Source organism: Streptomyces sp. NPDC052016, assembly GCF_044548445.1.
Taxonomy (GTDB): Bacteria; Actinomycetota; Actinomycetes; order Streptomycetales; family Streptomycetaceae; genus Streptomyces.
In genome coordinates this window covers 173,894-199,406 of record NZ_JBIUBX010000004.1, presented here as the reverse complement: position 1 = coordinate 199,406, position 25,513 = coordinate 173,894, and the positions used below count along the sequence as shown (strand labels likewise).

The window sequence follows — 25,513 nt, the reverse complement described above, 5'->3', positions numbered from 1 at the left end:
AGGCTAGGGACTGTCTCTTGTTGTGATCAAGCTCGGGGGTGGGTGCCGGTCCGGTAGGACTGTGGTGTGACGCGTGCGCAACTCACGGACGAAGAGTGGGAGTTCATCGGGCCGTTCCTGCCAGTCGGCAGGTTCGGCCCGTACCCCGAGCGGCTGCGTGAGCAGTTCGAAGGGGTGATCTGGCGGTTCCGCACCGGCAGCCAGTGGAGGGAGATGCCCGAGCGGTTCGGCGCCTGGCAGACCGTCTACAACCGCTTCATGCGATGGCGGGACGCGGGAGTCTTCCAGGTCCTGCTGGACGAGGCGATCACCGAAGCCGCCCGACGGGACGAGATCGACATGTCCCTGGTCAGCGTGGACTCCACCACCACGCGAGCCCATCACGACGCCGTCGGCATGCGGGTCAGCGAACAGACCCTGGCCGCACTCGAGGAGGCAGCCTCGCAAAAAGGGGAGCGTCGAAGGGACAAGACGGGCAGGACGGCGAAAGCGACCCGGCCCGCGCCGAACGCCGACGCATCCGCTTACGACGGCGGGCCCGACTGAAGGCCGCCCTCCTCGGGCGGTCCCGCGGCGGGCTGACCAGCAAGATCCACCTGGCCGCCGACCGGCGCTGTCGGCCGATGGCACTCCTTCTGACCGCCGGACAGGCCGCCGACAGCCCCCACTTCATCCCGGTCCTGAGCAAGGTGCGGGTGCGTGTGCCCATCGGCCGTCCCCGCACCCGGCCCGCCGCCGTGGCCGGCGATAAGGCCTACTCCTCCCGAGCCAACCGAGCCCACCTGCGCAAGCGCCGCATCAAGGCGGTCATCCCGGAGAAGAAGGACCAAGCCGCCAACCGCAGGAAGAAGGGCAGCCGGGGCGGCAGGCCCGTCACCCACAACGCCGATCTCTACCGCGACCGCGGCACGGTCGAGCGTGCCATCAACAGGATGAAGGACTGGCGCGGTATCGCGACCCGCTACGACAAGACGCCCGCCAGCTACCTCGCCGGACTCCATCTCCGCGCAGCGACCATCTGGATCAGCAGCCTCCTGAAGACCCAATGAACACAACTGGAGACAGCCCCTAGCGGTGTCTCCGTCGATACGGACGATGCATTCGGGAACAAGGCCATCGGCTGGCCGTCGTCATCGGCGACCAGCGTGAGTCCGAGGTCCATGATGGGCTCGATGACTTGCATGTGCCGAGTCCCGTCGGGATCGGGCCGTTCAGAGCCGCCCAGTTCTCGAACCGGCTGCGGACTGCTACCCAGCGCGGGCCGGGGACGAAGTGGCAGAGAAACACGGGTTGGTCAACTGCGTACTGGCGTAGTTCGCCGATCCGGGTGTCGCCCTGCATGAGCCACCGGGTCCCGTTCATCATTCCCCCTCGATCGCGGCGCCCATTGGAGGGCTACTGCCACATGGCAGGCAAGCGGCCGCGCGGCATCGACCGGCGGCACGCGCCCAGGCGACAGTCGAAGGCGTCCTCGCGTGCGGCCGCTGTCGGCCGGACTCGGAACTCGGCTTTCTGGACGGTGAGTCAGGCGATACGCCGTCGCCGCTCAGTCGTCTTCTTCGCCGCCGTCCGTCTTGGCCGAGTGATGTTTCTCGACGTAATGATCTCTTGAGGTGACTCGGCGCAGAATCCGGCGAGCCGCGATGAGTCCTGCGGCGTCCGGCGGTCGTACTGTCGAACCCGTTGCCGAGGAGGACTCTGATGCGCAGCGTGACCTATTCGATGAGCGTCTCACTTGACGGCTACATCGTCGGGCCGGACGGCGACTTCGGCTGGACGGTGCCCGACGAGGAGGTTTTTCGCTTCGCCACCGACGAGGTGCGAGAGGTCGGCGTCCACCTGTTGGGACGACGGCTGTATGAGGCGATGCTGTACTGGGAGACCGCCGACCAGGAACCACCGCTCGACGACTCCATGCGCCAACGACTCAAGATCGGGATTCACGACTGGATCGACTTTGCCGCGACCTGGAAGCGGCTCCCGAAGGTGGTGTTCTCCACCACGCTGTCGGCGGTGCAGGGCAATGCCCGCCTGGCCTCCGGCGGCCTGGCGGAGGAGATCGAGCGGTTGCGAGTCGAGCCGGGGCAAGGCAACATCGCGATCGGCGGCGCCACGCTCGCCGCCGATGCGGCCGCGTTGGGTTTGATCGACGAGTACCGGGCCAGGGTCTACCCGGTGCTGGTCGGCGGTGGCATTCCGTTCTTCCCCCAGCGCGAGCGCCGGGTGGATCTCGAACTCGTCGAGACCCGCACCTTCAACTCGAGAGTCGTCTACCTCCGCTACCGCCTGGCACGCTGAGGCGGTGTCTGATCATTGATTTTGTGTGGGCAGCGACGTTTTCCGCCGGGCCGCAGGTGGCCTCGGACATGGGTCCGCTCGACCATGTGCAGCCCGGACGGCGCTTCCGCCGTCCTCACAGCAGCCGCATCCCACCCGCGTGGCCATCTACGACCGACGCGCCCGCAACGCACTGCACACCCCCGGCATCCCCCTCAGCCACGCGCCCGACCGCAACAGCCGTTGCATCGAAGCCGTCGACCAACTCGAACGGCCATGCCGGTCGACCGGGGCCACCTCATGTCGATCTTGTGCAGCTTTGCAGTCGACAGCATGGAACCCGGACGAGGCCACCCATCTCGTTGTGTAGGACCTGTCAACTCCGTGATAGCACGAGGTGATCAGAGAGAAAGGGCTTACGACGTCATGGGTATCTTCAGCCGCCGCCAGACAGCCATCAGCGAGCCGACGCCGACTGTCGGTACCGGCACGCCCACCGCGGGTGCCTCGAGGACCGGTGTCGTGCTGGACCCGGCACTGCGAACGCTGACCGGGCGATGGACCATCGACCGCCCGCACAGCCGCATCGGATTCTCCGTGCGGCACGCGATGGTGACGACGGTTCGGGGGGCTTTCGCCGACTACGACAGCACGCTGTACTTCGATGGAGCGCGGCCCTCCGAGTCGCGGGCTGGCCTCGTCATCCGGGTCGCCAGCATCGACACAGGCGTGGAACAACGGGACGCACACCTCGTCGGCCGCGACTTCTTCGACGTGCAGCGCTACCCGGAGATGGTGTTCCGCAGCACCGCCGCCGTTCACGAGGGCGGGGAAAGCTTCCGTATGACGGGGGACCTGACCATCCGTGGCGTTACGCGGTCCGTCGACCTGCAACTCGACTACCTCGGCTCGGTTTTGGATCCGTTCGGGTGCGAGCGAGTCGGCTTCGACGGCACCACCACCATCGACCGCACCGAGTGGGGTCTGGTCTACAACCAGCGCCTCGAGGCCGGCGGCGCCATGGTGAGCGAGAAGGTCCGGTTGCAGTTCGACATCTCCGCGATCCGGGCCGCTTCTTAGCTGCTCCGGTGGAGGTTTTCGCCAGGGGCATCCTGCGGACCACCATCATTCTCACTGCACCGCCGGCAACAAGCTCGAGCCCGGCGACTACGTCGAACTGCGCGGTCGCCGCGGCAGCGACTCCGCGCCGGCAACGTCGTCTACCGCCAGAACTGCAACTTCGTTCGGGACTTTGCTGTGGGACGTCGAGCCCTGTGACGGCGACCGCATCGCGCGCCGGGCCGGCCACCCACGCCCCTTACCGAGGGAAAACCCTGGAAGGGCGGGTGTGCTCTTGTCGCGGCCGCCCCCAGGCGCTTCACTGGCGCTGCTCCCCCCACAGGAGAACACCCCGTCCCCTCGGTAGAAGGGTTTCTCTTGACCGCCCCACGCGCCTTTGCCGTCACCGCCGCAGCCTGTGCCGCCGTGCTGGCCACCGCACTGCCGTCCTCGGCCATCAACTCGTACAACGCGACACCCGCACCCGAGCGCACCGAGGTCGGCGCGCTCGTGGCGACCTGGGACGACGACGGCGACCCCACGACACCCGACCGGGTCGACTGGGTCTGCTCCGGAACCATGATCGACGCGGACACGTTCCTGACTGCCGCGCACTGCACCACCGGCTGGCCCGGCAACGTGAAGTTCTACGTGTCCCTGGACCAGGACGTGCAGGGCGGCCTCGACGCCGCCGCGAAGAAGTACCCCGGCGATCCGGCCGCGCAGGCGGGCGCCGTCGCCGTTCAGGGCACCGCCCACAGCCATCCTGGTTACCCGGGGCCCGCGTCCGACTCGCACGACATCTCGGTGATCGAGCTGCCCGCGACCAAGGTCAAGGCCCGCTGGACCTTCACCCCGGCCACGCTGCCCACCGCCGACCAGCTCGGCGCGCTCGGCCCGCAGGCGCTGAACTCCACCGACTGGGTCGTCGCCGGGTACGGCACCCAGGAGGCCCAGCGCGGCCCCGGCGGCCAGACCCACCCCGGTGGCGGGGTCCGGATGAAGGCGCCTGTCACCTTCGACGCCCTCAACGACGCGTGGGTGCGCCTGGCGATGACCGAACCCCAGGGCAACGGCGGCGCCTGCTACGGCGACTCCGGCGGCCCCAACTTCGCCGTGATCGGCGGCCGCAATGTGCTCGCGGCCACCACGATCACCGGCGACGGCCCGTGCTACGCGACGAACGTGGCGTACCGTCTGGACGCCCCGGGCGCCCGCGCCTTCCTGGCGCCGTTCGTCAAGCTGCCGTAGCGCTCGCCGGGCAGAGCGTGCCGCCTCCGCAGCGCCTTACCGCGCTGCCGGGTCCGCCGCCGGCTGCGGCTCCAACGAGCCGTCCGCGGCGGGCCCGTAGGCCGCACGTGGGGATCGCCGCGCTGCTGGTCGCCTCCGTGGACGGCATGTGGGTCGTCGTCCCCGTGCCGTCGGTGTCCGCGCGGCCCGACCCGAAGTGCTGCTTCGGGCGACGGGCGGCGCCACCTGGCTCAACCTGATCCGATCAGGCGGCTGGGCGGGAAGGTGGTGGCGGGCTCCCCCTGCGACTCCATGAAGGTCCACGGCGAGCGGGACGGCACCCGCACGCTGGCCGAAGTACCGCTGCTCGGTCGGCACATGCCGACGCGGGAACTATGGGAAACACGCAGAGAAACATGGGGAACCATGGGGTGAATCGCTGACTAACTGCGAGGAGTTGCGGGGTCCGGACCGAGCAGCATCGCTCGTGCAGGTCGTCGTGGCCTGCCTCGGGGTCTCGCGGTCTCGGGGTCTTGGGGCGCGAGAACAGCGCGACCGAGGCTACGTGGCGGAACCCGGTCGGCGCCGGGTCGGCCCGGACGCCGTACGCGGCGGGGTGAGCGAGACTGGAAAGGTCGACCACCGTGCTGGGGCCGGGGTCCTGGTTCGACGGGCCGGGGTCGAGGCCGAAGGCTCGATTCCTACGCCTGGGGCTCATGTCAGCGACGGCGGCGGGTGCGGCCGGCGCCCATGACTCGGCGTACCGCACGCCGCAGCGTCCTGTGCATGCGCCGGGAGGGATGCGGCGGTGTCCGCCACGTGTGCGGCCGCTCGGGGAACAGCGGCACGCGGGGCATGACGTAGCGCGCCCCGCCGATCTCCACCACGCACAGGAACACGCCGCCCGTGTCACCCAGGGTGATGCCCAGTGGACGCGGCGGGTCCCCTGGAAGTTCGGCGTCCAGGACGGTTTTGCCCGCCCGTGAGGCGCTGCCTCGGGAGACGACCTTCCCGTCGACCAGTACCTCGATCGAGCCGTCGACACCTGAAAGCTGGACCGTGACGGAGTGGCCGTCATGATCCAGGTGGAAGCGGCTGCCCGCAGGCATGCATCCAGAGTATGGCGAGGCCGCGCCGGACGCTGCCACGGACCGGCCCTCCTGCCACACGGCCACGGGCACGGCCGCGCTCCGGGCCGGGGCAGGGGCCGGGCGGACCCCCTTACGTCGTGACGGTGCCGCTCATCCACCGAGGCCGCCTGTACGGTATCGCTCTCGTGCTAGGCGCTCGGCTCCCCTTCACGCACGACGACGCGGCCGCGGTGCACTTCGCGGCGCGGCTGGCCGCCGTCCATGTGGGGCACGCCCGAACGTACGCCGAGGTGCGCGACACGGCGATGAACCTCCAACGGGCGCTGCTCGCCGAGCCGGGGCGACCGCACCCGAATCGGGACCTGGCCACGCGCTTCCTCCCCTCGGGAGGCGGTGTCCTGGTGGGCGGCGACGGAGGGCCTCGACGCCCGGCACGCCGAGGACGATGTCGCGGCCCTGGCCGTCCGCACCCGCGACCGCCCCGGCCTGCACCTGGCCGGCCCACCTCTGTGAGGATCCCGCAGCCTGTCCTGTGTGGTTACTCCGGTCGGGCCTGCTCGATGAGGGTCTGCAGGTACAGGCCCCGGCGGGCGTCGACTTCGGTCGGGGTGCGGGTGCGCACCGCGGTGGCGAAGTCGTGGCGGAGGATCGGCCAGCACTCCTCGTGGTCGAGTTCGGCCGTGTCGTAGACCACCGGTGTCCGGGCGCCGAACAGCTCGACGCGGGTCAGCACGCGCGGTACGTCGACCGCTCCGGACAGCGATGCCTGGCTGACGGCACCGTTGGCGTGCTCGCAGGTCAGCTCGATCCAGCGGCGCGGGTCTCCGGCGCCGCGGATGTGGGTGATCGGGCCGACCGCCGCGTCGAGGAGGTCGAGGAGGTGCGGGCCGAGGTCGAGCAGCGCTCCGTGCTCCAGGCGCCAGCCGGTGGCGAAGTCGCCGCCGAGGAAGGCGCCGTGGAGGTAGCAGGAGCGGGCGCCGGTCACGTCGACCGTGCGGGCGGTGTCGAGGAAGGCCCGGGTGGTGGGGTGGTAGCGCTTGGTGAGGACGAGCTGGGAGACCACGCCGGCGTCGGCCACGGCGTCCGCGACGCGTTGTGCCGCGGTCAGGTCGGGCCCGAGGGGTTTTTCCAGCAGGACGGCCTTGCCCTGCTTGGCGGCGAGCGGCGCGAGTTCGGCCTGGACGGCGGGCGGCACGGCGAAGGCGACGGCCTCGCAGCGGTCGAGCAGGTCGTCGAAGCTCGCGGCGACGTGCGCCCCGTAGGGTGCCGCGGTCTGCTGGGCGGCTTCGGGGCGGCGGGCCCAGACGGCGGCGAGCCGGGTCTCCGGGCCGGCGGCCAGCATGCGGGCGTGCATGGCGCGGGCCCAGGGGCCGGCGCCCACGAGCCCGACCTCGACGGGCTGGTGGGTCCAGGGAGCGGGTGTGCTGGTCACGGTGTTCCTGTCTGCGCGGGTCGGCCCGCATGGTCGGAGAGCATGAGGCGGTTGAGGCGGGCGTCGGCGCGGGCCGGTGAGTAGAGGCATGTGACGACCATGGCCGCGGCTCCGATCAGACCGGCGTGGTCGCCGAGGCGTGAGGTGACGATCTGCAGATTCGCGGTGGTGCGGGGCATGGCGCGCTGGTAGAGCAGTTCGCGGACGCCGGTCATGAACGGCACGCCGGACAGGTCTCCGGCCAGCATCAGCACCCCGGGGTTGAGCAGGGTGACGACGGTGACGAGGACCTCGCCCACCCGTCGGCCGGCCTCGCGGGCGAGGCGGATGGCGTCCGGATGGCCCTCGCCGAGGAGGCGTCCGACGTCGGAACCCGAGGTGGTGTCGTAGCCGAGGGCGGACAGTTCCTTGGCGAGGGCCCGGCCGCTGGCGACGGCGGCCAGGCAGCCGTAGGAGCCGCACATGCACAGGGCGTCGGGCCGGTCGTGCAGGCGGATGTGGCCGATGTCGCCGGCGCCTCCGTCGATGCCCCGGTAGAGGTTGTTGCCGACGACGACTCCCGCGCCGATGCCGGTGGAGACCTTGACCAGGACGAAGGCGGAGCAGTCCTGGTGGCTGGCCTGGTGCTCGGCCAGGGCCATGAGGTTGGCGTCGTTGTCGACGAAGACCGGCACGGGGCCGTCCTCCATGCTGGGGCCGACATGGTCGGCGTAGGCCTTCTGGAGGCGTTCGCGGATGGGGTACCGGTCCCATCCGGGCATGATCGGGGGGTCGATCACCCTGCCCGTCTCCCAGTCCACGGGTCCCGGTACGGACAGCCCGATGCCGACGATCCGGGTGGGGTCGACGCCGGCGGCGGCGATCAGGTCCGGGAACCAGGAGGCGAGTCGGTCCAGTACCGGGTCCGGGCCGAGGACGATGTCCAGGGGGGCGGTGTGCTCGGCCAGGATCGTGCCGGCCAGGTCCAGGACGGCGATGCGGGCGTGTCGGGTTTCCAGGTCGACCGCGATCACCGACGCGTGGGCCGGGTCGAACACGATGCGGTGCGAGGGGCGGCCGCCGGTGGACGTGCCGGTGGTGTGCCGCAGCCACCCCGCGCGGTTGAGGACGTCGAGGCGCTGTCCGATCGTGGAGCGTGACAGACCGGTGGCGCGTTGCAGGTCGGTGCGGGTGTTGGCGCGGCCACTGCGGATCAGTTGCAGCAGTTCTCCCGCGCTGACCTGGTTCGGCGTCATCCGGTACTCCCCCATGGCGTCAGCTCTTGTCGGCACCGCTGGTCAGGCCTTCGGTGAGGAGGCGTTCGGCGGCGAAGAACAGGAGTACCACGGGGATCGTCAGGACCACGGACCCGGCCATGAGGACGGTCTTGGAGACCTCGATGCCGTTGGAGAGCTGGGCAAGGCCGAGGGAGACCGTCCACTTGCCCGGTTCGGCGGCCAGGAACAGCAGTGCGAACAGGAACTCGTTCCAGGCGATCATGAAGATGTACAGGCCGGTCGCCATGAGGGAGGGCAGGGCGAGCGGCAGGATCACCTTGCGGACGGTCTGGAGCCGGGTGGCGCCGTCCAGGGCCGCGGCCTCCTCGATGGAGTAGGGGATGGTGATCAGGTAGTTGCGCAGCATGTAGATCGACACCGGCACGGTCTGGGCGACGTAGACGATGGCGAGCCCGACCAGGCTGGACGACAGTCCCATCTTGGCGAAGATGACGAACAGCGGGACGGCCAGCAGGGTCGCGGGGAACATGTAGACGGCCAGGAAGAGCGCGTTGACCTGGCGGTGGCCGAAGAACTTCAGCCGGCTCACCGCGTACGCGCCGGGCACGGCGGCCAGCAGGGTCAGCACGACCGTACCGAGCGAGACGAGCGCCGAGTTGAGCAGGAACTTCAGGAAGCCCTGGCCGCCGGCGTCGGTGGAGCGCAGCACCTCCCGGTAGGTGTCCAGGGTGAGGTCCTTGGCGGAGAGCCACAGGGATCCCGGGTCGAGCAGCAGCGCGTCGATGGGCTTCAGCGACAGCAGCAGCATGTAGTAGAAGGGCAGCAGGGTGATCACCGCGAGAAACGCGATGACGATCCAGCGCAGGACGCCGAAGAGTCTGTCCTCGAACTGGGCCCGGCTGAGAGCGGCCTTGCGGGTCACGATTCCTCCTGGACCTTGTTGCCGAAGAACTTGAAGTAGAGGCCCAGCAGGATCATCAGCGACACGGCCAGGACCAGCGCCTGTGCGGCGGCGGCGCCCACGTCGTAGCGGGCGGTGAGGAAGTCGTAGACCCGGATGGCGGCCACGTCGGTGCCCGAACCGCCGCCGGTCAGCAGGTAGATGTCGTCGAACTTGTTGAAGGTCAGGATGAACCTGAGCACGCACAGCAGGGCGATGACCGGCATCAGCTGGGGCAGCAGGACGTGGCGGAAGCGCTGGCTGATGGTGGCGCCGTCCACGAGGGCGGCCTCCTCCAGGCCGTCGGGGACCGCCTGGAGGCGGGCGAGGATGAACAGGAAGGCGAAGGGGAAGTAGCGCCAGCACTCGAAGGCGATGACGGTGAGCAGGGCCAGCGGTATGTCGAAGTGCAGGCCCAGCAGGTGCACTTCGTACTCGCGGGTGGAGAGGAAGGCGATGGGGTCGTCCCAGCCGAACAGGCGGCGGCCCCAGTCGTTGACGACGCCGTACTGCGGGCTGAGCGCGACCTCCCAGACGAAGGCCACGGCCACGACCGGGGCGACGTAGGGCAGCAGCATCGCGGCGCGCAGCAGACCGCGGCCGCGGAACGGCTTGCGCAGCGCGAGGGCGGCGATGAGCCCGAGGGCGATGGAGCCGAGGGTGGAGCCCGCGGTGTAGAGCAGGGTGGTACTGAGGCTGGACCAGAAGCCGGCCGAGTCGAGGACCTGGGTGAAGTTGTCCAGGGACCAGTTGCCGAACAGGCCCATGCCCTGGATGTCGACGAGCTTGGCGTCCTGGAACGCCAGCAGGATGGTCCACAGGATGGGCAGGAGGACCACCACGAGGACCACGATGAAGGTGGGCGAGACGAACGCGAGGCCCGCGCGGTTGGCGCGGCGGCTGGCGGTCATCGGGCGCTTGCCCCGGGACGGCGTGGGCCGCTGTGGCTGCTCGGGGCTGGTGTCCCGGCGCTGCGGCGCGCCGGCTGGAGCTGTAGTCATGTGGCGTCTTTCGTGACGTGCATGCGGGCGGCTACTGCAGGGACTTCTTCAGGGCGGCGACCTCGTCGTCGGCTTCGCGTGCCGCCTCGGAGGGTGAGATCTGGCCGCTGGTCATGGCGCCGATGGCCTTGGGCAGGGGCAGTTCACCGTTGGTGGCGCCGACGAGGGCTCCCTCGCCCTGGGTGATGCCCCAGCGCCGCATGTTGCTGACGCCGTCGGCGAGCTGGTTGAGCAGGCTCGCGGGGTAGACCTGATCGAAGGGCTTCTTGGTGTCGACGCCGATCTCGCTGTGCCGCCAGGCGTCGATGTAGCGGTCGGGCGCCTCGGCCGTGCCGTGCCGGACCGGGATCTTGCCCTCGGGCGCCATCTGGAACCAGGACTCGTAGCCGGAGCCCATCATGTACTCGATGAACTCGCGGGAGGCGGCGGTCTCGGCGGTCTTGGTCGTCACCCACGAGGTGATCTCGCCGAACTGCGCCGCCTCGGTGGCGTCGGGGCCCTTCATCGCCGTCACGATGCCGCTGTTGGACGACAGGTACTGCGGGTCCTTGCGGCACTCGGGGCAGCTGGGCAGGGCGTCCTTGCGCAGACCGGCGAGCTCGTCGAGCAGGAACGAGGACCAGATGATCATCGAGGAGCGGCCCGCGAAGTAGGTGGCGCGGGTGGAGTCCACGGTCTGGGTGCCCGGGGCGCCGTAGGTGCGCGCGAGTTCGTCGTAGGTCGTGAACGCGGTCTCGCACTGCGCGGATTCGAGGGCGACCTCTTGCCGGCTGTCGACGAGTTGGCAGTCGTTGGCCAGGGCCAGGCTCTCGAAGCTCTGCGACGTGAAGACGTCACCGGGGTCGGTGGCGGCCGATATCCCGTCGCGGCCCTTGGTGGTCAGCGCCTTGGCGGCGGCCAGGGTCCGGTCGTAGGTGTCGGGGGCGGCCAGGCGCTTCTCGTCGAACTGGTCCTTGCGGTAGACCAGCAGCTGGAGCCAGGCGTCGGAGGGCACCCCGAGGCTGGTGTTCCCGTCGGAGGTCAGGTCCAGGGCGTTGGCGTTGAAGGTGGCGCGCCCCAGCTCGCCGATGATCTGCTTCGGAATGCCCGTGTTGAGCAGGCCGTTGGTGTACATCTGCCAGACCTGGCCCATGGGGGCCGCGCCGATGACGTCGGGGAGCGTGCCGGAGGCCGCCGCTGACATGATCAGCTGAGGCATCTGTCCCTCGTCGACTCCGACGAGATGTACCTTTATGCCCGTTTTCTTCTTAAATCCATCGATTATTTTTTGCTGTACCGCGATGCGGTCCGGCAGGTTCTCCTGCGACCAGACCGTGATCTCGCGGTCAGGCTTCCCCGGCCCGGCGCCGCTGTTGGAACAGCTGGTGAGCAGCCCGAATCCCAGGGCTGCCGCGAGGCCCACCGCGATCGTTCTCGACCGCCGGCTCATGGTGCGCATTGCATGTCCTCGTTCCGACTTACGTCTACTCGGCACGCATCACAGCATTAGTTTTGCGTGTTGACAAGACATAAGTTGAAGCTATTGTCGACGCAACCGACCAACCGCAACCCTTCCGGAGCCCTCCGTGGAACGCGTCGTCCAATTCACCGGCCCCCGCCAGGTGGAGGTCGCCGAGCAGGTCAGAGCCGATCTACCGCCCGGACACCTCCGCGTCCGTACCCGGTACTCGGGCATCTCGGCCGGCACCGAACTCACCGCCTACCGCGGAACCAACCCGTACCTGACGCGCACCTGGGATCCCGGGGCACGGCTGTTCCGCGACGGCGCGGCCGGCATCGAGTACCCGGTGGCCGGCTGGGGCTACTCGGAGGTGGGCGAGGTCGTCGAGGTCTCCCCGGAACTGGCCGACGCCCCCGGCCTGCCCGGGCCCGGCGACCTGGTCTGGGGCATATGGGGCCACCGCAGTGAGGGCGTCGTCCCGGCCGAGCGCATGATCGGTCACACCCTGCCCGCCGGACTGGAGCCGCTTGCGGGCGCCTTCGCCCGGGTCGGGGCCATCGCGTACAACGCCGTCCTGGCCGGCGACATCCACCTCGGTGAGGACGTCGCCGTCTTCGGGCAGGGCGTCATCGGCCTGCTCACCACCCGCCTCGCCCAGCTCAACGGCGCCCGCGTCACCGCCGTCGACGCGCTCGACGGCCGCCTGGAGACCGCCAAGCGCTATGGCGCACATCACACCCTGAACGCCCGCACCGACGCCGTCGCGGAACGCGTCCGCGAGGCCACCGCCGGACTCGGCGCGGACCTCGCCATCGAGATCAGCGGCGCCTACCCCGCGCTGCACGAGGCCCTGCGCTCGGTCGCCGTCGGCGGCCGCGTGGTGGCGTCCGGCTTCTACCAGGGCGACGGCGTCGGGCTGCGCCTGGGCGACGAGTTCCACCACAACCGCGTCCAGCTGATCTGCTCCCAGATCGGGGGGGTTCCCCCGCAGCTGTCGAACCGCTGGAGCGTCGAGCGCCTCCAGCAGACCTTCCTGCGGCTCGTCGCCGAGGGACAGGTGGACGTCGCCTCCCTGGTGAGCCACGTGATCCCCGCCGCCGACGCCGCCGACGCCTATGTACTGCTGGACGAGCGGCCCGCCGAGGCGCTGCAGGTCGTCCTGGAATTCTGAGAGTTCGGAAAGGCCCCCCATGCTCAAGACCGCGGTCCAGGAACAACTCCTGCCCGGAGACACCCTGCAGGCCAAGTGGGAGTTCGCCCAGCAGGCCGGCTACGACGCCATAGAACTGCGCGGGAAGGGCGACCTCCACTTCGCCTCGCGCCTGGAGGAACTGCGCCAGGCCCGCAAGGACGGCGTGGTGATGCCGACGGTGTGCGTGGACATGCTGCACTTCCTCGGCGCCTTCGACGCCGAGCTGCGCCGCGACGCGATCGCCCAGATGAAGTCCCAGCTCACCGTGATCGCCGAGATCGGCGGCCTGGGCGCCCAGACCCCCGCCTCCTACGGCATGTTCTCGCGCCGCCTGCCCCCCTTCGAGCCGCCGCGCAGCGAGGCAGAGGACCGCGAGGTCCTGCTGAGCGGCCTCACCGAGCTGGGCGAGCACGCCCGCAAGGAGGGCGTCACCCTCTTCCTGGAGCCGCTCAACCGGTACGAGGACCACATGGTCAACCGGCTCGAACAGGCCGCCGACCTCATCCGCGCGGTCGGCCTGGACTCCGTGAGGATCGGCATCGACAGCTACCACATGAACATCGAGGAGTCCGACCCCGCCGCCGCGATCCTCGCCCACGCCGACGTCATCGGCCACGCCCAGGTCTCCGACTCCAACCGCTTCCAGCCCGGCGCCGGACACCTCGACTGGCCCGCATGGCTCGGCGCCCTGCACACCATCGGCTACGACGGCCACCTGGCCCTGGAGTGCCGCCTCACCGGTGACCCCCTGGAAGCCGTCCGTTCCGTGCCCGCCTTCCTCAAGAGGTCGGGCGCGTGACATCCCTCCTGGACCGACCCGCGCCCACCGCCGCCGCATCCCTGACACTGCGGCGCGGTGCGGCGCGGGTCCTCATCGACAACTGGACCGGCACCTCCACCGTCCCCTCCCGCACCCTCTACCCCCACCAGTGGAGCTGGGACTCCGCCTTCATCGCCATCGGACTGCGCCATCTGTCGGTGCGCCGCGCGCAGCAGGAACTGGAGTCCCTGCTGGCGGGACAGTGGAGCGACGGGCGCATACCGCACATCCTGTTCAACCCCGCCCTGCCGCACGACGCCTACTTCCCGAGCCCCGACTTCTGGCGGTCCTCACGCGCCGGCCGGTCCGTGGGCGCTCCCACGGCCCCGCAGACGTCCGGCATCGTCCAGCCACCGGTGCACGCCCTGGCGGCCTGGCTGGTGCACCAAGCGGACCCCGAGGAGTCCCAGCGGCGCGGCTTCCTGGCCCGCGTCCACCGCCGGCTCGCCGCCTGGCACGACTACCTCCTCACCCGCCGCGATCTCGGCGGCGCAGGACTGGCGGCCGTCGTCCACCCCTGGGAGCCCGGCATGGACAACAGCCCGTGCTGGGACCGGCCCCTGCAACGCGTCGAACCCATCCCGCCCGACTCCTTCCACCGCGCGGACCTGGACCACGGCCACCCCGCCGACCGTCCCACCGACCTCGACTACGGCCGCTACGTCCGACTGGCCACCGACTACCGCGAGGCCGGCTACGACGACGGCAGGGCCCACCACGGCTTCGCCCTGGAGGACCCCTGCTTCAACGCGCTGCTGATCGTCAGCGAATCGGCGCTGGCCGCGATGGCCCAGGAACTGGGCGCGGACCCCGCACCCCACACGGCGCGCGCCAAGGAGCTGACCGAGGCTCTGGTGACCCGTCTGTGGGACGACGACGCCGGCCTGTTCCGCGTGCGCGACCTGGGCAGCGACACCCTCGTCGACGAGCGCAGCGTCACCGGCCTGATCCCGCTCGTCGTCCCGCACCTGCCGCCGGACATCGTCCGCCGGCTGCGCGAAACACTCGGCGGCCCGCACTTCGCGGCACCGGGCACCCGGCTGGTCCCCAGCTACGACCTGACCGGCCGCGCCTTCGCCCCCACGCGCTACTGGCGCGGCCCGGCCTGGTTCAACACGGCCTGGCTGATCCACCGCGGACTGCGCGTCCACGGGCACCGGCGGGACGCCGAACGCCTGCGCGAGGGTTTCCTCACCGAGGCGGGACGCTCCGAGTTCGCCGAATACGTCGACCCCCTCACCGGCGCCGCCCGCGGCACCCGGCACTTCTCCTGGACCGCCGCCCTCACCCTCGACCTGCTCAGCGCCGACCCCGAGGAGCCCACACCATGACCGCGGCCGACACCCGCGTCCAACTGGTGCGCGACGCCACCTTCGCCCGCCTCGGCGCCGACGGCGCCATCACCGGCACCCGCGGCACCGCACCCGACGGAGTGTTCCTGCGCGACGCCCGTCATCTCAGCCGCTGGCAGCTCACCGTCGACGGCACCAGCCCCGTGGCCCTGACGCCGACGACGGCGGAGACGGACCACACCGCCGCCGGCGTCCTCACCCCCCAGGGCACACGCGACAACCCGCCCCCCTACACCGTCTTCCGCGGGCAGACGGTCACCGCCGGAACGTTCACCGAGCACCTGCGCCTGGTCAGCAACCGCCCCGACCCGGTGACCGCCCACGTCGAGCTCACCATCGACGCCGACTTCGCCGACCTGTTCGAACTGCGCGCCGACGACCGGCACTACGACAAACCCGGCGCGCGGTACGAAGCGCACCCGACGGGCGACGGTCTGCGCTTCGACTACCGGCGCGACGACTGGCACGCCCGGACCACGGTCACCTGCCGGCCGGCACCCGAGACCGCCGAACCCGCCGTACCGCCGTCCACCGCGCACACTCTGACCTGGGACCTGGACCTCGACGGCCACGGACAGGCCGACCTCCACCTGACCGTCCACGCCCACCCGCACGGCGCGGCCGCCCGGACCCCGGCGGTGCCGCACCCCCACCGGCAGCCGACGACAGCCACGGCGGCGGCGACGGCGACGGACGACCTGACCCGCACCTGCGAACGCGGCCTCGCCGACGTCGACCTGCTGACCATCCCGGTCACCGGCGTGGACGGCGAGGAGGTGTACGCCCCGGCCGCCGGCATCCCGTGGTTCCTCACCCTGTTCGGCCGTGACTCGCTGCTGACGTCGTACTTCCTGCTGCCCTACCGGCCGCGGACCGCCGCCGCGACGCTGAGCGCCCTCGCCGCGACCCAGGGACAGCGCTACGACGCCTTCAGCGGCGAACAGCCCGGACGGATCGTCCACGAGACCCGGCACGGTGAACTGGCCCACTTCCGGCAGGTCCCCTACGGCCGGTACTACGGCGCCGTCGACGCCACCCCGCTGTTCCTGATCCTGCTCCACGCCCACCACGAGGCGACCGGCGACCGAACCCTGGCACTCCGCCTGGAGCGGCACGCCCGGCAGGCCGTGGACTGGATGCTCACCGACGGCGGCCTGGACAAGCACGGCTACCTCGTCTACCACCCCGACCCGGGCGGCCTGGTCAACCAGAACTGGAAGGACTCCGCGGGGGCCATCTGCTTCACCGACGGCACCCAGGCGCAGGGCCCGATCGCGGTGTCGGAAGCGCAGGGCTACGCATACGACGCACTCGTACGCACGGCTGAACTCGCCCAAGTCGTCTGGCGGGACGAGCAGCTCGCCCACCGCCTGCGCGAGACCGCGGCACGGCTGCGCGGCCGGTTCCTGACGGACTTCTGGATGCCGGACGCCGACTTCCCCGCCCTCGCCCTGGACGGCGACGGCCGCCAGGTCGACGCCCTCGCGTCGGACGCGGGACACCTGCTGTGGTCCGGCATCCTCGACGAGGATCGGGCCCGCCGGGTGGGCGGGCGCCTGCTCGAGCCGGACTTCTTCTCCGGCTGGGCGATCCGCACCCTGGCCGCCGGCCAGAAGCCGTACCACCCGCTGTCGTACCACCGCGGCAGCGCCTGGCCGCACGACAACGCGGTCGTCGCGCTCGGCCTGGCCCGCTACGGGCTCGCCGACGAGGTCCACACCGTCACCGAGGGCCTCGTCGCGGCGGCCGCCCTGCACGACTACCGCCTCCCCGAGGTGATCGCCGGCTACCCCCGCACTGCGACGGCCGGCCCGGTCCCCTACCCGCACGCCTGCTCACCACAGGCGTGGGCGGCCGCGACACCGCTGGCCCTGCGGACGGCGTTGCAGCAGGTCTGAACCCTGGGCGGCATCGGGCGGCCCCTCGCGGGCGGGTCGAGGCGTGCCCCGAGGACGAGACGACGGGCGGCTACGACGGAACCAGGTCCCGGTCGCGGCAGGCCCGGACCCGGCGGAGCCCTTCCGATGCGCGTCCGAGCAGCACGGCCGGCCGGCCCGACCCACCGGGAGACGTGCGGGAGGCGGCACCGTTCTCCTTCTGCGGCCCGGCCCCGCCGACAGGCTCCGCACTGCCTGGGACGCCGTCCGGCGACGCAGGTGAAGGCACGGTGCGGGGCCGTCGGAGCCTGGGTCGAGCCGTGCGGCTCACGGCAGCGGAAGGGCGACCTTGACGGCGTACACCGCCACCAGGCCGTACCCCACGCGAAAGGTCCAGGCCCGTGCCCGCGCGCCGATGCGCGCACCCGCGAGCCCGCTCACCGCGACGAGCCCCTGCTGCCATACGAGCGACGCGACGAACACCCCCGCCACGAACACCGCCCCTGCCGCGCCCCCGCTGAGGGCGGCGCCCTGGGCTGTGGTGAGCGCCGCGAAGTACAGCGCGGTGGTGGGGTTCACGAGGGTCAGCGCCGCGAACCGGGTGAAGGTCCGCACGGCCCCGCCGCCGGGCTGAGGCGACGTCCCCACCGCTGTGGTCGCGCCGGTGCCGACCGGCCGGGTCGAAGCCCACAACCCCCGGAACGCGATCACCACCAGCACGGCCGCCGCCACCAGCCGCACCCAGGCCTCGACCCCCGACAGAACGGATGCGACCAGCGGACCGAAGGCCGTCGCCACCGCCGCGTAGGCCATGTCGACCACCGCCACCGCGGCGGCCGCGGCCACGGCGCGACGACGCTCACGCATGGCCTCCTGGACCAGCAGGATCCCCATCGCGCCCAGCGGCATCGCCACACCCAGTCCGGCAACCGCACCGGCGACCGCAATCGTCCACATCTCGTTCATGGCGCATACGATCGGGTCCCGCCCGCGACTCGTGCGGCCGGAATCCGGCCGGCACTGCGACAATCGCAGCATGGACGACCTCGACAGTGAAATCCTCGGCGTGCTGCAGGAGGATGCGCGGATCTCGTACCGCGATCTCGGTGTGCGAGTCGGGCTGAGCGCCAACGCGGCGGCCGACCGGGTACGGCGGATGCGCCGTGAGGGCGTCATCCGCGGTTTCACGACCTTGATAGACCCGGCGGCCTCAGGAGCCCGTCAGGGCCTCGTCGTCTTCATCGACGTCACGCTGCGCCTGGACACGACGAACGAGGAGTTCGAGGACGTGGTGCGCCGCTTCCCCGGCATCACCGAGGTCGTCCACGTCACCGGCGCCCATGACTACCTCGTTCGCGCCCACGCCGCCGACCCCACAGCGCTGGACACCCTTCTCCGCCGCCTCAAACGCGAGGCGGGCGTCGCCCAGTCCAGCACCCGCATCGCGCTCCGCACGGCCCGCTAGGGCACCGTGGAAGAACCTCAGTTCTCCGGTCGGTTTCTCGTCCTCGTCCACGACCGTTCCACGGGGGCTCGGGCGGCACATGAGTAATCGGTGCTCAGGTGCTCGAGGTGCTCGAGGTGCTAGGGGTGATGGAGGCGGTCGGGGTGGTTGGGTTGCCGGAGTTGCCGAGGTGACCGCGCCCCCGCCCGAGACCGTGGGTAGGGGGGTGCGGGGTGCGGGGACACGCTCGGGGGGTGGCGGCTTCCTCGCCGTTCGGCCGTATCCGTGGTCTCGCCGTCGGAGTGGCCAGTCGTCCGATCGCCCGGGGCGCCGAGGTGAGTATGTGCTGCTCACTCATTGCCGGAGGGCTGAGCAGTCGTGCCAGGGGTGGTCCTGCGGGCCGGTCGCTCCCCTCACGTCGACCGACGGTCCGGCACAGTTGGCTGTGGGAGTCAGGGGCATCACCAAGGCGCCGCTGGACGTTTACTTCGACAACGGTGGTCAGAGAGAGGAACAGCCCGAATGAACCACCTGAAGGTCCGCGACCTGATGAGCGACGCCGTCGTGCGCGTGCGGGGCGGTACGCCGTTCAAGGAGATCGCCCATCTGCTGCAGGAGTACGACATCACCGCGGTGCCCGTGGTGGACGACGAGGACCGCCCGGTGGGCGTGGTTTCGGAGGCGGACCTGCTGCACAAGATGTGGGGTGGGCAGGACGACGCCGCGGCGGCACGCAACGTCCGCCTGCGGCCGGCCAAAGCCCTGGCCACCGACGCGGCGGGGCTGATGACGTCACCCGCCATCTGCGCACGCGCGGACTGGAGCGTCGTCGACGCCGCCCGGGTGATGACCCAGCACGGCATCAAGCGGCTCCTGGTCGTCGACGACGACCAGCGGCTGATCGGCGTGGTGAGCCGGAGCGATCTGCTCCGGGTCTTCCTGCGCAAGGACCAGGCGATCCGTACGGAGATCGTCGAGGAGGTCCTGGTCAAGGCTCTGGGTCAGGCCCCCTCGTCCGTCCAGGTCGACGTGACGCACGGACACGTCGTCCTCAGCGGACGGCTCTCCTCCCGACTCGCGGTCCCGGTCCTGGAGCAACTGTGCCGCAACGTCGACGGCGTCGTGGCCGTGGAGTTCAGACCCGTACGCGAGGCCGACGCCGACGAAGCGGCCCACCTGAGTCCCTGATGCGGGGCCCCCGCGCCACGGGTGCCGTACCTGGGGTCCATGGTTGTCGGGTCGTGCCGGGCCAGAAAGTCCCGGCAGATCCGGTTCACGGCGGACGCGGGGAGCGCGTGCTGTGCCGCTCCGGCGGTACCGCCGGTCGACGCTGTCCTGACGGGCGGTTCCCGCCTCCGGCGGCTCACCCACTGCAGCGCACCTGGCCGGACGCCCTCATGAGTGATCCCTGCTCCCGTGGACGAGGACGGGCGCGGGACCGCCGTGTCACCGCCCGGCGGGGTGCCGTGCGCCCTCCGCGCTCCGTCACCGCGAGCACCGTCGTGTGCCCGTGGGCACGGCCGGCCTCCGGCCGGTGACGGTGGTTCGTCACGGCGTCACAGCCCGGGGTCGAAGGCGGTGGTCCTGCCGCGGGCGACCGCCAGTTGCTCCGACGGCAGCGCGACCGACTGCCGGGCCACGGTTGATGTGCACCCCGGTCACCACGGTGAGCGCGCAGACTTCCTCGGTGACGGCGTTCTCCAGCACATGGCATCGATTCAAAGCAGTTCGGTAGCAGGAGCTAACTGTGGAAGTGGAGCGTGTCCATGGACTCGAGAGTTAAGTTGTGTGCGCCCACTTGTCGACAGAAGTCATCAACCTCTTCCTAAAGTTGAGGTTGAGAGTTGAAACGTTCAATCGCGGCCATGCCGACAACCGGGTCCTACGCGCACATGGGCGGACCCGCCGAAGAAGCGGACGCGGCCGAACAGCCCGGCGCGCGGGCTGGACCGCAGCGGACGGCCGGCGATCACGGCGGCGCACCGACGGACCGTGACCCGCCGGTACAGGCGGACCGTGACCCGCGGGTACGTGCGCCGACGCCATCGCCCCGCTCACGCCGGTGAGCGGGGCGACGTCAGGACCGGCGGGGCTGGTTCACTTCCGCCTGCCCGGGGTTCGGCCGGTCAGGGCAGGGTCCACCTCTGGTTGGTGTTGGCGTGGCAGGTCCACAGGTGGACCGCGGTCCCGTCGTTCCAGGTGCCACCGGAGGCGTCCAGGCACTTCCCTGACTGCGGGTTGCGGACCGTACCGTCGGACTGGGCCGCCCACACCTGCGCACCCGTGCCGTTGCACGTCCACAACTGGATCTTCGTGCCGTCCGCACTGCCTCCGCCGGACACGTCCAGGCACTTGCCCAGCGCCCGCAGCGTGCCGTCGCCGGAGACCGTCCACCTCTGCGCAGCCGTGCCGTTGCACGTCCAGATCTGCACCTTGGTGCCGTCAGCGGTCTGGGCGTTGTCCACGTCCAGGCACTTGCCGTTGACGCCCTTCACCTCGCCGCTGCGCGGGCCGGGCTGCTGTCCGCCGTCCTGCTTGATGCGGATGTTGCGGAAGGACACGTCGTCGCCGTCCCCGTGGTTCTGGATGCCTATGTGGCCCTGTCGCAGGCTCCGCGCGGGGTCGGTGTTGGTGAAGTCGTTGATCTTGCGGCCGTTGAGGAAGATCTCCAACCGTTCGCCGGTGACGCGGATCTCGTAGGTGTTCCACTCCCCCGGCGGGTTCAGCGCGGCGTCCCGCGCGGCGATGTCGGCGGACTTGAAGCCGTAGACGGAACCCGTGGTGCGGTCGGCGGCGTCGGTGGCGTCGATCTGGATCTCGTAGCCGTTGTTCACCGCCGTCCACGGGTCGTCGGAGGCTGGGAAGCCGATGAAGACACCGGAGTTGTCGTCGCCGGCCATCTTCCAGTCGAGCTTGAGCGAGTAGTCCCCGGTGAACTCCTTCGCGGAGTGCCACAGCAGACCCATGCCGCCCACGGAGGTGAGGGTGCCGTCCGCGAGGGTGAACCGACCTGGGCCGGCCTGCTTCCAGCCACTCGTGGAAGAGCCGTCGAACAGGGGCGTGTAGCCGGTCTCCGGGCGGCAGTCGGCCTCGGTCATCCCCGCCGCCCAGCGGATCCCGCCCAGCAGGTGGCGGCGGAAGGCGGGCTCGGTGTACGACTCGTCGGTGTGCCCGCCGCCCGTGTAGAAGGCGCGGCCGCCCTGGTAGTCCTTGCACCAGGCGATCGGGTGGTCGCCGGACATGTTCCCGCCCGAGTAGCTGGATTCGTCCAGGGAGGCCAGGACGTGGGCGGTGGTGCGCGGGTTGGTGCGGTAGTTGTACCACTCGTCGGTGCGCTGCCAGGTGCTGCCCAGGTGGGCGGTGGCATCGTGCGCCCGGTCCTCCACCTCGACGGTGGCGGGTTGGATGGCGGGGTGCGAGTGGAACAGCGCGCCCGCCAGGCCCTCGTAGAAGGGCCAGTCGTACTCGGTGTCGGCGGCCGCGTGGATGCCGACGTATCCGCCGCCGCCTTGGATGTACTGCTCGAAGGCGGTCTGCTGGGCGGCGTTGAGCACGTCGCCCGTCGTGGACAGGAACACGACGGTCTTGTACTGGGCGAGGTTGCCGGCCGTGAAGGCGCCCGCGTCCTCGGTGGCGTCCACGGTGAAGTTGTTGGCGGCGCCCAGGCCGCGCAGGGCGGCGATTCCGTCGTCGATCGAGGAGTGGCGGAAGCCCGCCGTCCTGGAGAAGACGAGGATCTTGTACGCCGGGTCCGCCGCCGCGCGCGTCGGGGCGCCGAGGGGCTGGGTGGCGGACTGGCTGACCGCTCCGGGGGCCGCCGCGGCCTGCGGAGTCAGGCAGAGCGTGGCGGCGGCGAACAGACCGAGGGCCGCTTTCAGACAGGTGCGCATGGTCGGTTCCTCCTTCCTACGGCAGGGTCCATTTCTGGTTGGTGTTGGCGTGGCAGGTCCACAGGTGGACCGCGGTCCCGTCGTTCCAGGTGCCACCGGAGGCGTCCAGGCACTTCCCTGACTGCGGGTTGCGGACCGTACCGTCGGACTGGGCCGCCCACACCTGCGCACCCGTGCCGTTGCACGTCCACAACTGGATCTTCGTGCCGTCCGCACTGCCTCCGCCGGACACGTCCAGGCACTTGCCCAGCGCCCGCAGCGTGCCGTCGCCGGAGACCGTCCACCTCTGCGCAGCCGTCCCGTTGCACGTCCAGATCTGCACCTTGGTGCCGTCGGCGGTCTGGGCGTTGTCCACGTCCAGGCACTTGCCGTTGACGCCCTTCACCTCGCCGCTGCGGGTGGTGGGACCGGTGGTGGTGAAGGAGAACTCGTCGACGTCGAAGAGGGCGCCGCTGCCGCCCTTGAAGACGAGGTGGAGGGAGGTGGAGCCGGCGGGCTGGTTGCTCAGGCCGGCCGTCACGTCCTGGAAGGTCTCCCACCCGCCCGTCACCGGGACGGTCGCCGTGCCCAGCAGGGTGCCGGTCGTCGATCCGGCGCGGACCTCGATGGTGCCGCCCGCGCCGGCGGAGGAGACCCGGGCGGTGAACCGTGTCGCGTTGGACAGGGCGTAGGGCGTGAAGGAGATCCAGTCACCGTTCTCGATGTTGCCGACGGTCTTCCCGCCGTGGGCCGGGCCGTGGCTGATGACGTCCACGCCCGCCGAGGCGCCGTAGTGCTCGCCCTGGCGGTGGCTGGGCTGGACGACATGCTGGTCATGGGCGGTCAACGCCGGCTGACCGGCGGCGCCCTGGTCGGTGTACTCGGCGTCGATCACGCCGAAGATGTTGGCGTTGGGGTCGTGCTCGCCGTCCGCCAGCGTCTGCAGGGTGCCGCTGCATCCGGTGGTCGAGGTCTGCGGATGGCCGTGGCTGTCGTGTCCGACGATGAAGGTGACCTTCACCTTGGTGCAGTCGATCGTGCCGTCCTCGGGGTCGGTCACCGTCACCTTGAAGGGGATGGCGTCCCCGAAGTCGTGGATGCTGCCGTCCACGGGCAGGTCGAGCCGGACCGTGGGGGCGGTGTTGCCCACCGTGATCCGCACGGAGGCCGTCGCGGACTTCCCGGTGGTGTCCGTGACCTTCAGCGTGGCGGTGTACTGGCCGTTGGCCGCGTAGGTGTGGGAGGGGTTGGCGGCCGTGGAGGTGGCGCCGTCGCCGAAGGTCCAGGCATGGCTGAGGGCGTCGCCGTCCGGGTCGCTGCTGCCGGCCGAGGAGAACGAGACGGTCAGGGGCGCCTTGCCCGAGGTGACGTCGGCCTTCGCCTGCGCGGTCGGGGCGAGCCCGTCGACGACGTGCTCGATGCGGTACAGCGCGGAGTTGGCGTCGCCGCTGAAGTAGCCGGTGCCGTAGTCGAGGACGTACAGGGCGCCGTCGGGTCCGAAGGCCATGTCCATCACCTGGGTACCGCTCCAGGGGAAGGAGTTGATGGACTGCACGGTGCCGTCGGCGCCGGACTCGATGCGCTTGATCCAGCGGCGGCCGAACTCGCCGGCGAAGAAGTCGCCGTCGAACTCCTGCGGGAACTTCACCTCGGAGGTGGAGGCCGCGTTGTACCGGTAGACGGGGCCGCCCATCGGAGACTCCGAGCCGTTGCCGAACTCCGGAACGGATCCGCCGTCGTAGGGGATCCACGCGGGCTGGGCGGCAGGCAGGTTGGTCAGGCCGGTGTTGCGGGGTGACGTGTTGGTGGGTGCGGCGCAGTTGAAGGCCGAGCCCGAGGCTCCGGTGGCGAAGTTGTAGTCGATGTAGGCGTCGTTGTCGCCGGTGCAGTAGGGCCAGCCGTAGTTCCCGGGCTTGGTGATCCGGTTGAACTCCACCTGTCCGCCGGGGCCTCGCGTGGCGCTGGCGGTGCCGGCGTCGGGGCCGTAGTCGCCGAGGTAGACGATGCCCGTGGCCTTGTCGACGCTCATGCGGAAGGGGTTGCGGAAGCCCATCGCGTAGATCTCGGGACGGGTCCTGGCGGTGCCGGGCGCGAAGAGGTTGCCGCTGGGGATCGTGTACGACCCGTCGGCGTTGACCTTGATTCGCAGGATCTTGCCGCGCAGGTCGTTGGTGTTGGCCGAGGAACGCTGGGCGTCGAAGGCGGGGTTGCGGGTGGAGCGCTCGTCGATCGGGGTGTAGCTGTCCGAGGCGAACGGGTTGGTGTCGTCGCCGGTGGACAGGTACAGGTTTCCGGCCGCGTCGAAGTCGATGTCGCCGCCCACGTGACAGCAGGTGCCGCGGGAGGCCGGCACGTCCAGGATCTTCTTCTCGCTGGCGAGGTCCAGCGTGCCGTCGGTCTTCAGGACGAACCGGGACAGCCGGTTGGCCCCGTCGAAGGGGGCGAAGTCGGCGGCCGTGCCGTCGGACGGGGCGTCACCGGCCGGAGTGCTGAGCTTGGGCGCGTAGTAGAGGTAGATGTGGCGGTTGGACGCGAAGCCGGGGTCCACGGCGACGCCTTGCAGACCTTCCTCGTCGTGGCTGTAGACGTCGAGCTTGCCCGCGACGGTGGTGGTCCCGGCGGCGTTCGTCAGCCGGAGCGTGCCGTCACGAGCGGTGTGCAGGACCGATCGGTCCGGCAGCACCGCCAGGGTCATGGGCTCGCCGGTCTCGGCCACGCCCTTGGCCAGCGTGACCTGTTGGAACTCGACGGCGGCTGCCGCGGGTCGGCCGTCCGGATCCGCGGGGCGGGCCACTGCCGGGGACATGGGCAGCGCACAGCCGAAGGCGAAGGCCACGGCGGTGAGCAGACAACGGATACGTCTGTGTCTGAGCGATTTCTTGCGCACAGAGGTCTCCCAAAGTGGGGTGGGATGACAACAGTCCTCGCCGGACTGCCAAGCGGTGCACAGGCGCGCGCCGTCGCGCCGTCATCACCGGCCGCAGCTCATGACCGGTTCATTACAAGGAAGTTAGCGAGCTTTGTTGAAGTCCGTAACCCCTTTCGCACTTGATCTCGACACTTCTTCCATGACGGGGACAAAGTCGAAGCGCTTGCACAAGGGGCAGCCGGGCGGCCGGGCGGCCGGGCGGCCGGGCGGCCCAGGCTGCTACGGGAGCCAGAGCGCCCCAACGGCAGCGGGACGGCAGCGGGTCCTCCTTTGCACCCACCGACTCGGCAGCTCTCCCTGCGCCCACCGGCTCAGCGACTCCCCTTTGCGCCACTGACTTCC

At 70.5% G+C, this 25,513-nt stretch carries 18 protein-coding genes and 1 pseudogene; 10 read left to right on the top strand and 9 right to left on the bottom strand.

Annotation, left to right across the window (positions count from 1 at the left end; translation table 11 throughout):
* Positions 1–66 precede the first annotated feature (66 nt).
* The 4 genes and pseudogenes from ACIHAR_RS07470 to ACIHAR_RS07455 all read left to right on the top strand — a co-directional run bounded on the left by ACIHAR_RS07470 (position 67) and on the right by ACIHAR_RS07455 (position 4,587).
* Positions 67–1,049: pseudogene (locus ACIHAR_RS07470) on the top strand (IS5 family transposase).
* 652 nt (positions 1,050–1,701) lie between these two features.
* Complete coding sequence (locus ACIHAR_RS07465; RefSeq protein WP_400017697.1) at positions 1,702–2,298, top strand: dihydrofolate reductase family protein; 597 nt, start codon at positions 1,702–1,704, stop codon at positions 2,296–2,298.
* 405 nt (positions 2,299–2,703) lie between these two features.
* Entirely contained in the window at positions 2,704–3,357 is a 654-nt protein-coding gene (locus ACIHAR_RS07460) for a YceI family protein (protein ID WP_400017694.1), read from the top strand.
* A 357-nt stretch (positions 3,358–3,714) separates the two neighbouring features.
* Entirely contained in the window at positions 3,715–4,587 is an 873-nt protein-coding gene (locus tag ACIHAR_RS07455) for a trypsin-like serine protease (protein WP_400017692.1), read from the top strand.
* Between the two features lie 698 nt (positions 4,588–5,285).
* Here the strand turns inward: ACIHAR_RS07455 and ACIHAR_RS07450 are convergent.
* The 6 genes from ACIHAR_RS07450 to ACIHAR_RS07425 form a co-directional block, all read right to left on the bottom strand.
* Positions 5,286–5,675, bottom strand: coding sequence for a hypothetical protein (locus tag ACIHAR_RS07450; protein ID WP_365453205.1), 390 nt, complete (start codon positions 5,673–5,675; stop codon positions 5,286–5,288).
* A gap of 520 nt (positions 5,676–6,195) precedes the next feature.
* Positions 6,196–7,089, bottom strand: coding sequence for a Gfo/Idh/MocA family protein (locus tag ACIHAR_RS07445; RefSeq protein ID WP_400017690.1), 894 nt, complete (start codon positions 7,087–7,089; stop codon positions 6,196–6,198).
* Entirely contained in the window at positions 7,086–8,339 is a 1,254-nt protein-coding gene (locus tag ACIHAR_RS07440; RefSeq protein ID WP_400017688.1) for an ROK family protein, read from the bottom strand. Before ACIHAR_RS07440 ends, ACIHAR_RS07445 begins: the two co-directional genes overlap by 4 nt.
* A gap of 4 nt (positions 8,340–8,343) precedes the next feature.
* Positions 8,344–9,228 (bottom strand): carbohydrate ABC transporter permease, encoded by an 885-nt coding sequence (locus ACIHAR_RS07435; RefSeq protein WP_365453217.1) that lies wholly within the window; start codon positions 9,226–9,228, stop codon positions 8,344–8,346.
* The gene (locus tag ACIHAR_RS07430) at positions 9,225–10,247 is read right to left on the bottom strand and encodes a carbohydrate ABC transporter permease (RefSeq protein ID WP_400017685.1); all 1,023 of its coding nucleotides are present in this window, start codon (positions 10,245–10,247) and stop codon (positions 9,225–9,227) included. The genes ACIHAR_RS07435 and ACIHAR_RS07430 overlap by 4 nt, the downstream gene beginning before the upstream one ends.
* A gap of 31 nt (positions 10,248–10,278) precedes the next feature.
* Positions 10,279–11,685 carry an ABC transporter substrate-binding protein gene (locus ACIHAR_RS07425; protein ID WP_400017683.1) on the bottom strand — a complete coding sequence of 469 codons (1,407 nt, stop codon included), beginning with the start codon at positions 11,683–11,685 and terminating at the stop codon, positions 10,279–10,281.
* A gap of 127 nt (positions 11,686–11,812) precedes the next feature.
* Here ACIHAR_RS07425 and ACIHAR_RS07420 point away from each other — a divergent pair, with 127 nt between their 5' ends.
* Genes ACIHAR_RS07420 through ACIHAR_RS07405 form a run of 4 tightly spaced genes read left to right on the top strand, consistent with a single transcriptional unit; the run spans position 11,813 to position 16,950 of the window.
* A complete protein-coding gene (locus ACIHAR_RS07420) occupies positions 11,813–12,859 on the top strand; it encodes a zinc-binding alcohol dehydrogenase (RefSeq protein ID WP_400017680.1) in 1,047 nt (348 codons plus the stop codon).
* Positions 12,860–12,878: 19 nt separating this feature from the next.
* Positions 12,879–13,679, top strand: a complete 801-nt coding sequence (locus tag ACIHAR_RS07415; RefSeq protein WP_400017678.1) for a sugar phosphate isomerase/epimerase family protein — start codon at positions 12,879–12,881, stop codon at positions 13,677–13,679.
* Positions 13,676–15,031, top strand: a complete 1,356-nt coding sequence (locus ACIHAR_RS07410; RefSeq protein ID WP_400017677.1) for an MGH1-like glycoside hydrolase domain-containing protein — start codon at positions 13,676–13,678, stop codon at positions 15,029–15,031. Before ACIHAR_RS07415 ends, ACIHAR_RS07410 begins: the two co-directional genes overlap by 4 nt.
* Entirely contained in the window at positions 15,028–16,950 is a 1,923-nt protein-coding gene (locus ACIHAR_RS07405; protein ID WP_400017674.1) for a glycogen debranching N-terminal domain-containing protein, read from the top strand. The genes ACIHAR_RS07410 and ACIHAR_RS07405 overlap by 4 nt, the downstream gene beginning before the upstream one ends.
* Before the next feature lie 306 nt (positions 16,951–17,256).
* Here the strand turns inward: ACIHAR_RS07405 and ACIHAR_RS07400 are convergent, their stop codons facing one another.
* Positions 17,257–17,895: a LysE family transporter gene (locus tag ACIHAR_RS07400; RefSeq protein WP_400017672.1), complete on the bottom strand. Its 639-nt coding sequence runs from the start codon at positions 17,893–17,895 to the stop codon at positions 17,257–17,259.
* Between the two features lie 70 nt (positions 17,896–17,965).
* Between ACIHAR_RS07400 and ACIHAR_RS07395 the strand changes: the two genes are divergently transcribed.
* Positions 17,966–18,394, top strand: coding sequence for an Lrp/AsnC family transcriptional regulator (locus ACIHAR_RS07395; protein WP_365453241.1), 429 nt, complete (start codon positions 17,966–17,968; stop codon positions 18,392–18,394).
* 501 nt (positions 18,395–18,895) lie between these two features.
* Entirely contained in the window at positions 18,896–19,561 is a 666-nt protein-coding gene (locus ACIHAR_RS07390; protein WP_400017670.1) for a CBS domain-containing protein, read from the top strand.
* A 938-nt stretch (positions 19,562–20,499) separates the two neighbouring features.
* On the opposite strand, the gene ACIHAR_RS07385 is transcribed toward ACIHAR_RS07390, so the two are convergent.
* The gene (locus ACIHAR_RS07385) at positions 20,500–22,263 is read right to left on the bottom strand and encodes a lectin (RefSeq protein WP_400017668.1); all 1,764 of its coding nucleotides are present in this window, start codon (positions 22,261–22,263) and stop codon (positions 20,500–20,502) included.
* A 16-nt stretch (positions 22,264–22,279) separates the two neighbouring features.
* Entirely contained in the window at positions 22,280–25,048 is a 2,769-nt protein-coding gene (locus ACIHAR_RS07380; RefSeq protein WP_400017882.1) for a PQQ-dependent sugar dehydrogenase, read from the bottom strand.
* Positions 25,049–25,513 lie beyond the last annotated feature (465 nt).

Bases quoted from the DNA above. Each gene is read 5' to 3' on its own strand.
- ACIHAR_RS07425 (WP_400017683.1), bottom strand. From the start codon at position 11,685: ATGCGCACCATGAGCCGGCGGTCGAGAACGATCGCGGTGGGCCTCGCG.
- ACIHAR_RS07400 (WP_400017672.1), bottom strand. From the start codon at position 17,895: ATGAACGAGATGTGGACGATTGCGGTCGCCGGTGCGGTTGCCGGACTG.
- ACIHAR_RS07465 (WP_400017697.1), top strand. From the start codon at position 1,702: ATGCGCAGCGTGACCTATTCGATGAGCGTCTCACTTGACGGCTACATC.
- ACIHAR_RS07450 (WP_365453205.1), bottom strand. From the start codon at position 5,675: ATGCCTGCGGGCAGCCGCTTCCACCTGGATCATGACGGCCACTCCGTC.
- ACIHAR_RS07430 (WP_400017685.1), bottom strand. From the start codon at position 10,247: ATGACTACAGCTCCAGCCGGCGCGCCGCAGCGCCGGGACACCAGCCCC.
- ACIHAR_RS07395 (WP_365453241.1), top strand. From the start codon at position 17,966: ATGGACGACCTCGACAGTGAAATCCTCGGCGTGCTGCAGGAGGATGCG.
- ACIHAR_RS07405 (WP_400017674.1), top strand. From the start codon at position 15,028: ATGACCGCGGCCGACACCCGCGTCCAACTGGTGCGCGACGCCACCTTC.
- ACIHAR_RS07380 (WP_400017882.1), bottom strand. From the start codon at position 25,048: ATGTCCCCGGCAGTGGCCCGCCCCGCGGATCCGGACGGCCGACCCGCG.
- ACIHAR_RS07440 (WP_400017688.1), bottom strand. From the start codon at position 8,339: ATGGGGGAGTACCGGATGACGCCGAACCAGGTCAGCGCGGGAGAACTG.
- ACIHAR_RS07415 (WP_400017678.1), top strand. From the start codon at position 12,879: ATGCTCAAGACCGCGGTCCAGGAACAACTCCTGCCCGGAGACACCCTG.
- ACIHAR_RS07385 (WP_400017668.1), bottom strand. From the start codon at position 22,263: ATGCGCACCTGTCTGAAAGCGGCCCTCGGTCTGTTCGCCGCCGCCACG.
- ACIHAR_RS07390 (WP_400017670.1), top strand. From the start codon at position 18,896: ATGAACCACCTGAAGGTCCGCGACCTGATGAGCGACGCCGTCGTGCGC.
- ACIHAR_RS07460 (WP_400017694.1), top strand. From the start codon at position 2,704: ATGGGTATCTTCAGCCGCCGCCAGACAGCCATCAGCGAGCCGACGCCG.